Annotated in this window: 15 protein-coding genes; 7 read left to right on the plus strand and 8 right to left on the minus strand. The window is 70.1% G+C overall.

What is annotated here, in order from left to right; genetic code table 11:
- Window positions 1-2: 2 nt before the first annotated feature.
- From ABZ803_RS02975 to ABZ803_RS02985, 3 genes are all read right to left on the minus strand, one after another.
- The gene (locus tag ABZ803_RS02975; protein ID WP_357032659.1) at window positions 3-623 is read right to left on the minus strand and encodes an urease accessory UreF family protein; all 621 of its coding nucleotides are present in this window, start codon (window positions 621-623) and stop codon (window positions 3-5) included.
- A 96-nt stretch (window positions 624-719) separates the two neighbouring features.
- The gene (locus ABZ803_RS02980) at window positions 720-1,541 is read right to left on the minus strand and encodes an SDR family NAD(P)-dependent oxidoreductase (protein ID WP_357032662.1); all 822 of its coding nucleotides are present in this window, start codon (window positions 1,539-1,541) and stop codon (window positions 720-722) included.
- Window positions 1,542-1,638: 97 nt separating this feature from the next.
- Complete coding sequence (locus ABZ803_RS02985) at window positions 1,639-2,082, minus strand: hypothetical protein (protein WP_357031958.1); 444 nt, start codon at window positions 2,080-2,082, stop codon at window positions 1,639-1,641.
- A gap of 169 nt (window positions 2,083-2,251) precedes the next feature.
- Here ABZ803_RS02985 and ABZ803_RS02990 point away from each other — a divergent pair, with 169 nt between their 5' ends.
- Window positions 2,252-2,980 (plus strand): hypothetical protein, encoded by a 729-nt coding sequence (locus tag ABZ803_RS02990; RefSeq protein WP_357031961.1) that lies wholly within the window; start codon window positions 2,252-2,254, stop codon window positions 2,978-2,980.
- Between the two features lie 9 nt (window positions 2,981-2,989).
- Here ABZ803_RS02990 and ABZ803_RS02995 read toward each other — a convergent pair whose 3' ends face one another.
- Complete coding sequence (locus ABZ803_RS02995) at window positions 2,990-4,462, minus strand: MFS transporter (RefSeq protein ID WP_357031963.1); 1,473 nt, start codon at window positions 4,460-4,462, stop codon at window positions 2,990-2,992.
- A 60-nt stretch (window positions 4,463-4,522) separates the two neighbouring features.
- On the opposite strand from ABZ803_RS02995, the gene ABZ803_RS03000 reads away from it, so the two are divergent.
- Together ABZ803_RS03000 and ABZ803_RS03005 are read left to right on the plus strand one after the other, a co-directional pair.
- The gene (locus tag ABZ803_RS03000; RefSeq protein WP_357031966.1) at window positions 4,523-5,197 is read left to right on the plus strand and encodes a helix-turn-helix domain-containing protein; all 675 of its coding nucleotides are present in this window, start codon (window positions 4,523-4,525) and stop codon (window positions 5,195-5,197) included.
- Window positions 5,198-5,246: 49 nt separating this feature from the next.
- On the plus strand, window positions 5,247-6,233 hold the full coding sequence (locus ABZ803_RS03005) for a zinc-binding dehydrogenase (RefSeq protein ID WP_357031969.1): 987 nt from the start codon (window positions 5,247-5,249) through the stop codon (window positions 6,231-6,233).
- Window positions 6,234-6,243: 10 nt separating this feature from the next.
- Here the strand turns inward: ABZ803_RS03005 and ABZ803_RS03010 are convergent, their stop codons facing one another.
- A complete protein-coding gene (locus tag ABZ803_RS03010; RefSeq protein ID WP_040867389.1) occupies window positions 6,244-6,921 on the minus strand; it encodes an O-methyltransferase in 678 nt (225 codons plus the stop codon).
- A 114-nt stretch (window positions 6,922-7,035) separates the two neighbouring features.
- On the opposite strand from ABZ803_RS03010, the gene ABZ803_RS03015 reads away from it, so the two are divergent.
- On the plus strand, window positions 7,036-7,881 hold the full coding sequence (locus ABZ803_RS03015; protein ID WP_357031972.1) for an SGNH/GDSL hydrolase family protein: 846 nt from the start codon (window positions 7,036-7,038) through the stop codon (window positions 7,879-7,881).
- Between the two features lie 63 nt (window positions 7,882-7,944).
- On the opposite strand, the gene ABZ803_RS03020 is transcribed toward ABZ803_RS03015, so the two are convergent.
- A complete protein-coding gene (locus ABZ803_RS03020; RefSeq protein WP_357031975.1) occupies window positions 7,945-9,237 on the minus strand; it encodes an SPFH domain-containing protein in 1,293 nt (430 codons plus the stop codon).
- Window positions 9,237-9,668 carry an NfeD family protein gene (locus ABZ803_RS03025; RefSeq protein ID WP_062974793.1) on the minus strand — a complete coding sequence of 144 codons (432 nt, stop codon included), beginning with the start codon at window positions 9,666-9,668 and terminating at the stop codon, window positions 9,237-9,239. Before ABZ803_RS03025 ends, ABZ803_RS03020 begins: the two co-directional genes overlap by 1 nt.
- A gap of 130 nt (window positions 9,669-9,798) precedes the next feature.
- Between ABZ803_RS03025 and ABZ803_RS03030 the strand changes: the two genes are divergently transcribed.
- From ABZ803_RS03030 to ABZ803_RS03040, 3 genes are all read left to right on the plus strand, one after another.
- The gene (locus ABZ803_RS03030; protein WP_357031978.1) at window positions 9,799-10,623 is read left to right on the plus strand and encodes a DUF3097 domain-containing protein; all 825 of its coding nucleotides are present in this window, start codon (window positions 9,799-9,801) and stop codon (window positions 10,621-10,623) included.
- Between the two features lie 154 nt (window positions 10,624-10,777).
- Window positions 10,778-11,593 (plus strand): hypothetical protein, encoded by an 816-nt coding sequence (locus ABZ803_RS03035; RefSeq protein WP_357031981.1) that lies wholly within the window; start codon window positions 10,778-10,780, stop codon window positions 11,591-11,593.
- A 23-nt stretch (window positions 11,594-11,616) separates the two neighbouring features.
- Window positions 11,617-12,366 carry a serine protease gene (locus ABZ803_RS03040; protein ID WP_357031984.1) on the plus strand — a complete coding sequence of 250 codons (750 nt, stop codon included), beginning with the start codon at window positions 11,617-11,619 and terminating at the stop codon, window positions 12,364-12,366.
- Between the two features lie 19 nt (window positions 12,367-12,385).
- Here ABZ803_RS03040 and ABZ803_RS03045 read toward each other — a convergent pair whose 3' ends face one another.
- Window positions 12,386-12,838: a hypothetical protein gene (locus tag ABZ803_RS03045; RefSeq protein ID WP_357031987.1), complete on the minus strand. Its 453-nt coding sequence runs from the start codon at window positions 12,836-12,838 to the stop codon at window positions 12,386-12,388.
- Between the last annotated feature and the right edge of the window lie 41 nt (window positions 12,839-12,879).

Raw genomic sequence — 12,879 nt, forward strand, 5'->3', positions numbered from 1 at the left:
CTTCAGCTCGCGAACAGGGGCATATCGCGTTGCCGATGGCGCTCGGCGAGCACGTCCTGCAGCGGATCGGACATCGCGGCGAGACCGGTCACGGCCTCGGCGGCCACGCGGTCGCACAGGCCTGCCAGCCGGATCGTGCACGCGGCGATCGCGGCGGGATCCAACGCCAGCAGACGCTGAGCGGCGGTGGCGGCGCCGGTCAGGGTCGTGTAGACGACCACGCCCGCGATCTCCCGGGGCGGCACCGAGGCGGCCGCGCCCGCCATGCCGAAGACCGTGGACAGATGCGGCGTGGCGCCCAGCGGCGACCAATCGTGCCGGGGCCAGAGCTGTTTCGCCAGGCGCAACAGGCCACGGCCCTGCGCGCGCGACGCGGCCCGCGCAGCGGGGGCCGGTGTGCGCGCGTCGGCTTCCGCCTCGGCGCGCGCCGGATCCAGTTCGCCCGCGCACACCGCCGCGGCGAGCGAAGCGGCCACCAGTCCTGCCGTCCGGATCCGGCGGCGCAGATACAGCTCCACCGTCGCGGCGTCACGGACCGAGCCGGACGCGACGGCTTCTTCCACGCCGCCGGAGTGCACGTGACCGCCGATCGGCAGCCGAGAGTCGGCGAGCGCGAGCACCATAGTCAGGCCGGACGCGGCCGGACCGGTCGCAGTGGATGCACGCACCGGTCGATCCTATGTCCCGGCGGGCCGAGCGGACGTCCCGGTCGTCGCGGGTCAGCGACGGAAGGCGCGTTCCATGAGGCGCTGGGCGCGGCCGCGGGTCAGGTCGGTCCACGCCTGCACCGGGGCCGACCACCACGGGGCGATCTCCCGCGGCTTGGCGGTCACCGCGTGGCAGACCAGGTCGGCGGCCTCGTCCACGGTCAGCCCGGGGACGCGGCTGAAGTCGGTGGGCGCACTCATTCTGGTGTGCACGAGCGGCAGGTAGATCGAGGTGGTGGTGACACCGTCGCGGGCCACCTCGGCCGCGACACTGCGCAACCAGACGTCGAAGGCGGATTTCGACGCGCCGTAGGCCGCCCAGCGCGGCGCGGGCGGCATGCGCACGCCCCAGGTGGACACATTGACGATATGGCCCGCTCCGCAGGCGCGCATGGCGGGCAGCAGCGTGAGCAGCAGGCGCACCGGGCCGAGGTAGTTCACATCGATGGTGCGGGTGAAGTCGTGGAAACGGTCGTAGGACTCCGCGATCGGGCGGCGGATCGACTTGCCCGCGTTGTTGATCACCACGTCGAGGCGGCCGTGCTCGTCGAGGAGCCTGCGACCGAGCCGTTCGACGGCGTCCATGTCCGTCAGATCGGTGGGGTAGGTGTGCGCGACACCGCCCGCGGCGGTGATCTGCGCGGCCAGCCGGTCGAGTTCGTCACCGGAGCGGGCCACGAGCAGGACGATCGCGCCCGCCGCGGCCAGCTTGCGCGCACTGGCCTTGCCTATGCCGTGCGAGGAACCGGTGACCAGCACGATCTTGCCGCCCACCGCGGCGCGCAACGCCTGCTCGCGCGGACGCGACGTGGGATACAACAGCCGCGTCGCCACCCGTTCGGCGATCGGCCGGCCGTTTCCGGAGGCCTGGGCGTGGTTCACGAACTCGACTGTAGGCGTCGATCAGGACACCCACCCTGGGTTCGTGTGATCAGTGCGCGCGGGAGACGTCCCGCACGAGTTGTGGCATGTCCTGGCGGGTGAGGTAGCCGGCGATGCTCAACTCCCCCTCGCTGCGCCGGACCAGGAAGTCGCTGTAGAGGTCGAGGGCGGGTCCGTGATCGAGGGTCATCGTCCAGTGCGCCGAAGTGAGCCAGTAGTGCCCGCCGAGTTCGATGGTGGACTGGGCGGCGAGCAGCGCGTGCCCACCGGCGAGCCCGCGAGCACGGGCGCGGGCGGCGGCGATGAATTCCTCGCGGGTGACGCAGCGGCTCGTCGTGGGCGTGACGACCAGGATCTGCGGATCGAAAAAGGTTGGCAGCGTGTCGAAGTCGGACGCTGAGACACTGTCGTCGTAGCGGCGGAGAAACGTCTGGACCGCATCGATGCCGGACCTGGAAGCGCCGTCGGCGTGCGCGGGGACATGTGAAAACATGACATTTGATAATAACACGAACGGCGTTCGACTCCTGGGAGGCGCGCCGATACACGACTCGAGCATTTCTACTCACGCGTGCGACAGCGGCGATGTGCTCGAATGTAGGTTCTACGGAGACTCTTTCGCCGGGCTACGTCCCGGCACACCAGCCGAGGGGGAAAACACCGTGTCTACGCCGGACACGCAGGTCTCGATCGCCCAATGGATGGCGCGCGGGCTCGCGATCGTGGTGCTGGTCCCGATCCGCCTGCTATGGGAGGGCATTATCCTGCTCGGCCGCGTCACCGGCGCGGCCCTCGTGTTCGTCACGCGGCATCTGCTGGTTCCGGTAGCCGAACTGATCTGGCATTGGATGCTGCGGCCCGCGTGGATCTTCGCGAAGGACTTCCTGTGGGGCTGGGTGCTCCAGCATCTGCTGTGGGGCTTGGTGCTCACGCCGTTGGTCTCCCTCCTGCTGGAGTACCTGCTGCGACCGCTGCGGCGAGCGGTGGAGATCTTCTTGTGGCGCAGGGTGATTCGACCGGCTGGGGCTTGGCTGCTGCGGTGGGTGGTGGCCCCGATCGTCTACGCCGTCGCCTGGGTGTGCCGCTACACCGTCGAATGGCTGATCGTCTGGCCCCTGTCTCGATTGTGGCGTTGGGTGCTCCGCCCGCTGTGGAACCTGGTGCGCGCGACCGCGCGGTACGCGTGGCGGGTGGCCGCTCGCATCGTGGGCGTGCTCGTGGTGCTGCCGTGCCGGGCGGTGTACCGCTTTGTGCTGCGCCCGGTGTTCGCCGCCTTCGCTGTCGTCTGGCACGCGCTGGTGGTGCGTCCGGTCCGCTGGGTGCACGGCACGATCGTCCGGCCGATGAATCGCTGGGCGGCCGAGGTCGTGGCGACGGTGTTCGGCCGCTGATCGCGCGGCTCAGCGCGGTCCGGGCGAGGCGAACCGGGCGATCAGCGCCATCGCGGTGAGCGCCGTCGCACCGACGGCCACCGCGACGTGCATGCCGTCGACGAAGGAGCCGCGCGCCGCCTCCACCAGCGCCGCGTCACCGGCGGCCCGCTGGATGGTCTCGCCGAGCGTCCCCGCGTAGTCGCCCCCGGACCGGAAGATCAGCGCCGCGAGCGACCCGAGCAGTGCCAAGCCCAGCGCGTTGCCCAGCTCGAAACTCGTCTCCGAGATGCCGACCGCCGACCCGGCCCGCTCCGGCGGCACCGAGGACACCGACACCTCGGACACCAAGGTGAACGCCAGACCGTAGCCGACTCCGGCGATCGTGGACCCGGCCAGATACCACCCCAGCCCGTCGTGCGCGCCGACACCGAGCAGCATCAGGTTGCCCGCCGCGGAGGCCAGCAAGGCGAACACGAAGGTGGCACGGGCGCCGAAGCGATGCCCGACCCGGGCGCCGCCCACCGAGCAGACGAAAACGGCGATCGCCATCGGAATGCCGAGCACCGCCGCGGCCAGCGGCGTGCGCCCGGTGACCGACTGCAGGTAGACGCTGGTCAGATAGCTCAGCCCGGCCAGCGACATCATTCCGGTCAGACTGGCGCCGATGGCCACCGAGAACTGGGGCCGGGCGAACAATCGCAGGTCGAGCAGCGGTTCGTCGAGCCGGCGCTGCCTGCGCACGAACACCGTCAGGATCACCACGCCGACCAGCGCGACGACGATCGCCTGCGCGTCGATGCCTTCGGTCGCGGCGTGTTTGATGCCGTACACCACCGGCAGGATGCCGCCGATCGACAGGGCGACGCTCGGTAGGTCCAGCGGGCCCCGCACGCCCGCCCGGTGTTCGGGCAGGACGAACGGACCGAAGGCGAGCAGCACCAGCAGCACCGGGATGTTGATGAGGAACACCGAACCCCACCAGAAGTGGTGCAGCAGTACGCCGCCGATGATCGGCCCGACGGCAGAGCCTCCGGCGAAGAACGCCGTCCACACGCCGATCGCGGCGGCTCGCTCCCGCGCATCCGGGAACAGGCTCGAGATCAGCGCCAGGCTGGATGGCAGCAGCGTCGCGCCGCCGATGCCCATCAGCGCTCGCGCGGCGATCAGCACGCCCGCGCTGGGCGCGAACGCGGCGATCACCGACGCGATGCCGAAGACCGCGGCGCCCACCAGCAAGATGTTGCGCCGCCCGATCCGGTCACCGAGATTGCCCATGGTGATGAGCAGTCCCGCGATCAGGAAGCCGTAGATGTCCAGGATCCACAGCTGCTGGTCCGCCGACGGGTCCAGGTCGAGCGTCAGGGTCGGCATCGCGAGGAACAGCACCGAGATGTCCATCGACACCAGCAGCACCGGCAGCAGCAGGACCGCGAGGCCCAGCCAGGCGCGGCGCGAGCCGGTTGTGGACGGCGCGGTCCGCACCGGCTGCACGTCTGTCATCGCCGAACATCCTCTCGATGGCGCGTACGTCGTACGCATGAGTCCGGGTACAGTGTACGCATGTTGCACCGCGCCGCCATAGTCGCTACCGCGATCGAGCTCGCCGACGCCGAAGGCTTGGACGCGCTGTCCATGCGGCGCATCGCCGACCGGCTCGGGGTCGGCGCCATGTCGCTGTATCGCCATGTCGCGAACAAAGACGAACTGCTCGCGCTGATGACCGACGAAGTGGCCCGGCGCAATCCGTACCCCTCCCCCGAAGGACAGCGGTGGACCTGGCGCGACCGGGTTCGCATCGCCGCCGAGATCGACTGGGCCCTGTACCGGCGGCATCCATGGGTACTGCTCACCTTCGCCACTCCGCGCTACAGCTTCGGACCGCAGAGTCTGGCCTGCCTGGCCTGGTTGGTGGACGGCTTCCTGGAACTCGGCGTGTCCACCCGCGAGGCGACCGGCATGTCCTTCTCGGTGTGGAATCACATCTCCGGCGCGACGCTGCCGGAGATCAGCGCGGATTTGATGGCACGCAAAGGCATGGACCCCGGCGGAGACAACGGGCTGCGGACGCTGTTGAACGGCACGGCGCAGGATTCGATCCCTTCCGTCCTGAGCGATCTGGCCGGCAGCGGTGTACGCGACCTGACGCAGGAGGAACTGCTCTACGACGGACTCGACGCGCTCTGCGACGGTTTCGAGGCCAGGGCCGCGCGCCGCGATCGGTTGACCTCGACCTGAGTTGATGTTGCAGGCTGGCCGGCGACCGCCTCACGACCAAGGAGTCACCGTGCACGCCATTCGCCTCCATGCCTTCGGCCCGGCCGAGAACCTGCGCTACGAACCCGTACCCGACCCCGTGCCGGGCCCCGGCCAGGTCCGCATCGCGGTGGCCGCCGCCGGTGTGCATCTGGTCGATACGACGCTGCGCAGAGGCGAGGCCGGGCCGTTTCCCGCGCCCGAGCTGCCGACCATCCCCGGGCGCGAAGTCGCGGGCACGGTGGACCGCGCGGGCGTGGCCGCTGGCCTGCTGGGCGCGCGGGTGGTGGCCCATCTCGGCGCGGTGCCCGGCGGATACGCCGAACTTGCCGTCACCGACGCCGCCCGGCTGCACGAGATCCCGGCGAACCTGGACGCGGCGGAAGCGGTGGCGATGATCGGCACCGGCCGGACCACCATGGGAATCCTGCAGTTCACCGAACTGAAGCCCGGCAGCGTCGTGCTGGTGACGGCCGCGGCGGGCGGCATCGGCACCCTGCTCGTGCAGTACGCGAAGAACGCCGGAGCCACGGTGATCGGCTTGGCCGGTGGCCCCGTGAAAGTGGATCAGGTGCGGCGCAACGGCGCCGACCTGGCGGTGGACTATCTGGCGCCGGACTGGCCCGGGCGGGTCCGTGCGCGCGTCGGCGACCACGGGACGAACGTGCTGTTCGATTCCGTGGGCGGCGACGTCGCCCGCACCGGCATCGATCTACTCGCACCGGGCGGGCAGCATCTGGTCTACGGCTGGTCGGGCAAGTCGGCCGCCGACGGGCCGGTGCGGCTTTCCGCCGCGGAACTGGCCGAACGCGGCATCACCTCGGAGATGGTGATCGGCCCGCCGATGTCGGCGCGCGCGGGCGGCGATCTGCGCGTGCTCGAGGACCGCGCCATGGCCGAGGCGGCCGCGGGCCGGCTGCGCCCCGCGATCCATCGCTTCGCGCTCGCCGACGCGGCCGCCGCGCACCGCGCGCTGGAGACTCGCGCGACGACCGGCAAGGTGGTGCTGGAGCCCTAGCCGAGCGGGGTCACTCGGCGCTGTCGCCGTTCACCACGGCGTAGGCGAAGCCGTCCCAGCCCTTGCCGCCGACGGTCTGGACCACGGTCGCGTCCAGGCTCGGTTCGGCGGAGAGCAACTCCACCAGCTCGCGACTGGCCTGTGCGTTCGGATCCTCGGAATGCTCCTCGGCGATCGCGCCGCCGCGCACGACGTTGTCGACGATGATCACCGAACCGGGCCGGGTCAGCCGCAGCGCCCACAGCACGTAATTCGAGTTGTTCACCTTGTCCGCGTCGATGAACACCAGGTCGAACGGGTCCGGGTCCTCCTCCGCGAGCACGGGCAGGCTGTCCAGCGCGGCGCCGACCCGGATCTCCACCCGGTCGCCCACACCCGCCCGCTCCAGATTCGCCCGCGCCACATCGGCGTGCTCGGCCGCGAACTCCAGCGTGACAACCCGGCCCTTGGGCCCGACCGCGCGAGCGAGCCAGATCGTGCTGTATCCGCCGAGCGTGCCGATCTCCAGCACCCGCCGTGCCCCCACCGTCCTGGCCAGCAGATGCAGGAATTTCCCCTGCGGCGGTGACACGTCGATCGGGGGCAGGCCGGCCGCCTTGTTCGCCGCCAGCGCCGCGTCGGAATCGGGATCCGCCACCAGCGTCTCCACGAGATAGCGGTCCACGTCGGCCCATCCAGGTGTCGTCATACCTGGAAGTCTGCCACCCGATTCCGCCCGCGTGCCCACCTCGCCGGGTAGCGTTCGGCACAGAGACGTACATGTCCCGGGAGCGCGCCGACGAACGGACGGACAGGATCCGACATGACGAATCTTGCGCGGGCCGTCGCGGTCATCGCCTGCTCGATCGCCTTCGGCGCCACCGGCTCCGTCGAGGCCGCCCCCCTCGGCGGCGGGGCGGAGTACGTCGCCCTGGGCGATTCCGGGGCGGCCACCACGGGCGTGCGGAATTTCGACATCACCGCCCCGCCGCGCTGCCTCCGCTCGACCGCGAACACACCGAAGCTCATCGCCCGGGAGCTCGATCTGCGCCTCGACGACCGCACCTGCAACTCCGCGCGCATCCCGGATCTAGCCGCCGCGCAGCAGCCGGGCATTCCACCGCAGTTCGAGGCCCTCGGTCCCGGCACCAGGTTGGTCACGGTGCACATCGGCGCCAACGACGCCTTGATGGCCGAGCACATCGTCGCCTGCCATGTCTACGGCCTCTCCGGCGCAGGTGGGTGCGCCGGTCCGGACTGGGATGCCGCCATCGACGCGATCGCCGCGCCCTACGCGGCCGCGTTGCAACAGGTTTCGGATCTGGCGCCGCAGGCGATGATCGTCGTCGACGGCTGGCCGACCTATGTGCGCGACGGCGGCTGTCCGGAGTTGGTCGGTCTCCGACCGTCCGACGCCGCGTCCATCCAAGCGGCCTTCGATCGTCTCGACACCGTGGTCGCCCGCGTCGCCACCGCGCACGGCGCGATCTACGTCGACACCCGCGCCGCCTCGGCGGGCCGCGACGCGTGCGCACCCGTCGGTGTCCGCTGGATCGACCCGGTCATCGCCACGGAAACACTTATCCCCTACCACCTCACCCCGCAGGGCATGCGTGGCGTCGCCGACGTCATCCTTCCCGCGCTCCGTGCCACCGGCCTGCCCCGCTGACGATTCGGCCGCACCGACACGACCGCCCCGGACTCGAGGGAGTCCGGGGCGGCTCGGGTGGTGTTATTTCGAGAAGTTCTCCGGCGGCTGCCAAGGACGGCCGTGCGGGTCGTCCGGGCGCTGGGCCGGCGGCTGCGGCTGCTGCTGCTGCTGCTGTTGTTGCGGCGGCTGCTGGGGCGGGAAAGCCTCCTGCGGCGGGATGACCGGCTGGTGCGGCGACGGTTCGAAACTCTGCGGAGGCGGTGTCGGGGTCGGTGTCAGCCCCTCGACCGGAGTCCGCGCCGTCGCCTCGGCGGCCCGGACGGCTCGCTCGATGGTCGGGTCGGGTGCGGTGTCGAACCAGTCCGCGACATCGGAGTCGTCCTCCGGCTTGGCTTCCGCGCCGTCCGAGGCGGGCGGTTCGTACCGGAACACACCGTCCTCTCCTTGGGTGCCGAAGCTCTTGGCGAACCCTTCCAGCGCTTTACCGAAATCGCTGGGCACCAGCCACACCTTGTTGGCGTCACCGCGCGCGACCATGGGCAGCGTCTGCAGGTACTGGTAGGCAAGCAGTTCCGGCGTCGGCTTGCCGGATTTGATGGCGGCGAAGACCTTTTCGATGGCCTTGGCCTGGCCTTGCGCCTGCAGGAAGGCGGCGGCGCGCTCACCCTGCGCCCGCAGGATACGGCTCTGCCGCTCGCCTTCGGCGGCCAGGATCGACGACTGCTTGGCGCCCTCGGCGGACAGGATCTGCGCCTGCTTCGAGCCCTCGGCCGTCTTGATCTGCGATTCGCGCTGGCCCTCCGCGGTGAGGATCATGGCGCGCTTCTCCCGGTCGGCCTTCATCTGCTTCTCCATCGACTCCTGGATCGACGGAGGCGGATCGATGCTCTTCAGCTCGACCCGCGCGACGCGAAGCCCCCAGCGGCCGGTGGCCTCGTCCAGCACGCCGCGCAGCTGGCCGTTGATCGAATCGCGGGAGGTGAGAGTCTGCTCGAGCGTCATACCACCGACGACGTTGCGCAGCGTGGTGACGGTCAGCTGCTCGACGGCGGCGATGTAGTTGCTGATCTCGTAGACCGCCGCCTGCGGGCTGGTCACCTGGAAATAGACCACGGTGTCGATGTGCAGGGTCAGGTTGTCCTCGGTGATCACCGGCTGCGGCGGGAACGACACCACCCGCTCCCGCAGATCCACCTTGGCGCGCACCCGGTCGGCGAACGGCACCAGGAAGGTGAGCTGGCCGGACACGGTACGCGAATACCGGCCCAGTCGCTCGATCACCGCGGCCTCGGCCTGCGGCACCAGCGCGATCGACTTGAAGACCACCACAACGACCAGCAACACGAGGACGGCGGCAACGATCAGTACAGGCATCAAGGCCCTTTCCAGACGACGGCGGTCGCGCCGTCGATCTTCATGACATACACGGTCGTACCCGGTTCGTAGACTTCGGTCGTGTCCATCGGCCGCGCGGTCCACACTTCACCGCCCAGTTTCACCTGGCCGGAGTGCGCGGCGACCTGTTCGAGCACCAGGGCGGTCTTGCCCGGCAGCGCGTCGACGTTCGTCGGCGTGGGCGGCGGAGTTCCGAAGCGACGCCGGATGATCGGCCGCACGCCGAGGAACAGCACCGCCGAGACCACCGCGAAGACGATGGCATCCACCACGAGCGAGGTGTCCGCCGCCGCGCTGACACCCGCCGTGCCCAGCGCGGCGACGCCGAGCATCAACAGGGTGAAATCGCCGGTGAGCATCTCCGCCGCCGCGAGCAGAACACCCGCGACCAGCCAAAAAATTGCGGCCACACGACCACTGTAGTGCGCCGATCATGATATCGGGCGCGACCTTCGCGAGTACTCCCGATGAATTCCGGCCGCCAACGCGCGGTGACCCGGGTGCGTCGAAAGCCGCAGCGGCGGTGCTAGCTTCAAGCGGGTGAGCGGGCGTGACAGGTACGGCGACATCTACTCCGGACATCCTCGATCGAAGAAGAGGGTGGTGCCGACGGTCACCGCGGATCGCGACCTGGTCGTCGAGGACGCCGCCACCGGATTCTGCGGCGCGGTGGTCGGATTCGATCGCAGCTACGACGGCGAGTTCGTCAAGCTGGAGGACGCGCGCGGCGCGGTACGCCTGTTCGCGCTGCGCGAGGCCGCGTTCCTCATCGACGGAGAGCCCGTGACGCTGGTGCGGCCGACGGCCTCCCCGCCGAAGACGCCGAGCCGTTCCGCCTCCGGCTCCACCAGGGTCGATGGTCTGCGCGCCCGGATCGCCCGCGGCAGCCGGATCTGGGTGGAGGGCGTCCACGACGCCGCCCTCGTCGAGCGGGTGTGGGGCCACGACCTGCGCGTCGAGGGCGTAGTCGTGGAGCAGCTGGAAGGCCTGGACAATCTGGCCGCCCGCCTGGCCGAATTCCGGCCGGGCCCGGGCAGGCGGGTCGGCGTGCTGGTCGACCACTTGGTGACCGGATCGAAAGAGACCCAGCTGACCACCGGACTCGGGCCGCACGTCTTGGTGACCGGTCACCCGTTCGTCGACGTCTGGCAGGCGGTGCGCCCTTCCACCCTCGGGATCGCGCAGTGGCCCCGGGTGCCGCGCGACGAGGACTGGAAGACCGGCGTCTGCGAACGGCTGCGCTGGGGCACTCCGCAGGACGGCTGGCGGCGGGTGTACGACGCGGTGAGCTCCTTCCGGGATCTGGAGGCGCCGCTCATCGGCGCGGTCGAGCGCCTCATCGATTTCGTCACCGAACCGGACTAGCGCGTTCCGGAGCAGGCCCGAGCCCGATGCCGGGCGGTATCCGCGCGGACCCGCTCGTCGCGGGCAGCGCGGATACCCCGGTTTCCGCGCTGCTCACGAATGCCCTCGCGCATGGATGCCCACTGGTAGCGCCCACCCTTTATGCTCGATAATTATGTGCTCTCCAAGTGCGACGCTGACGGTGTGGGCGAGCTCCTGGCTGGCCGGCCGCAGCGCGCCCGACGACGTTTTGGCCGCCTTGCACGCGTGGGCGCCGAAGCACACGATCGCGGCGGGCGACCCGCTCACCGGCGGCCGCACCGATCTACCCTGGTCCGCCCACGGCAACCTGCCGGGAAGCGGAGTCATGGCGCTGCTCAAGGTGATTCGCGAGACGATGGCCCAGTCCGGGGCGCAACTGCGCCTGGTGCTGCCCGTCCCGGGGGACGTGCGCGGAGTCCCCACCGGCACGGCGTTCGCCGCCGACGCCGTCGAGGCCGAGGAGGGCATCCTGATCGGCGTACCGGGCGCCGAAGGCACCGGCCTCATCCCGCAGTGGTCCGACGACGACACGCTGCAGTGGACCGTCTACAGCACCCCCATCCCCGCCGCTCCGGGCCCCGACATGTCACTCGGTGAGGCCGAATACGCGATGCGCGAAGCGGTCCGCGACGCCGCGGACGCGCTGATGAAACTGCATACCACCTCGCTCGGCACGGTCGACTCCGATCCGCGCGAACTCATCGAAGCCGAACTCGCCGACTACTCACGCCACGACTACCCGGAGTCGATCCCGCTGCGTGCCAGGCGCATTCTCGACACCGCCGATCATGTGGCGGCCATCCTCACGGTGGCGCAGCGGGAGCCCGCTTCCGCGCCCACGTCCGCCAGCGCGATCGGCGCGCAGGAATCGCTGCTGCGACCGCTGTGGGACGCGATCCGCGCCGCGCGCCTGGTCGCGGTGCACGCCTCCGCGCGCGAGAGCCGCTGACATCATGACGCGGGCGGTGTGACATGCGAGTTTCCCGCCGTGGCCGCACCGCCGCCCTCACCGTGCTGATCGGTCTCGCGCTACACGCCCCGGCTGCGGCGATCGTCGGCGGCACCGATGCGACGACGGCGGAGTACCCGTGGCTGGCCGCCATCGGTACGCCCTTGTTCCTCACCCGCGCTTCCGGCCAGTTCTGCGGCGGCGCACTCATCGCTCCGGACGAGGTGATCACCACGGCGCACTGCGTGGCTCTGACCCGTCCGCTCGCGCAGACGCTCACCGTCACCTTCGGCCGCGACGACCTGCGCGAGCAGACCGGGAACACGGTGCACGTGAAGGATATTCGCATTCATCCGGACTTCCGTGCCACCGTTCTCGACTCGACGACCGCCTATCAGAACGATGTGGCGATCCTGACCCTGGACGAGCCGCAGTCCGGTCCGACGATCAGCGTCGCCGCACCCGCTCCCGGCAGCACCGCAACCATCCTGGGCTGGGGCGCGACCTTCGAAACCGATGAGGCCAACACCCGGTTGCACGCCGCGAACGTTCCGCTGTCCATCGACGCGGAGTGCGCCACCGCCTACGGTCCGGCCTTCGACCCGCGCACCATGCTCTGCGCGGGCAGCCCGACCGCCGACACCGCACAGTACGACAGCGGTGGACCGATTGTCGTCGACGGGCGTCTCGCCGGTCTCACCTCCTGGGGCACCGGCGCGGCCCGCCCCGGTTTCCCCACCGTCTACACCCGCCTGGCCGCCCCGAACTTCTGATCGTTCGAGTCGGGGATGCTCACCGTTGCGGCGGCTGGTACGGCTGCTGGGGCGGATAGGGCTGCTGCTGCGGGTACTGCTGATACTGCTGTTGCGGTTGCGGCGGATAGGGCTGCTGGTACTGCTGCGGCGGCGCGTACTGCTGTTGCCCCTGGAATTCCTGCGGAGGATACGGCTGCTGGTACTGCTGCCCCTGCGGATACTGCTGTTGGGGGAACTGCTGCTGTTGCGGGTACTGCTGCTGGGACTGGTTCGCTTTGCCTCGCTTGCTCAGCCAGACGATGAGTCCGATGACCACGGCGACGACCCCGATGCACAGCAGCAGACCACCGATGGAGAAACCACCACCGCCACTACTGCGGCCGCGGCGCCTGGCCTCCGTGGCGTCGAGCGCCACCGTCCACACGTTCGCATCGGACCAGGCGTGCGGATCGAGCAGCGCGGCGTTGGTCAGCACGTCGGCATAGGTCATCGAGAGATACCCCCAGGAAGTCGGATTCGGCGATCGGTCGC

The organism is Nocardia sp. NPDC047648 (assembly GCF_040642815.1).
GTDB lineage: Bacteria > Actinomycetota > Actinomycetes > Mycobacteriales > Mycobacteriaceae > Nocardia > Nocardia gamkensis.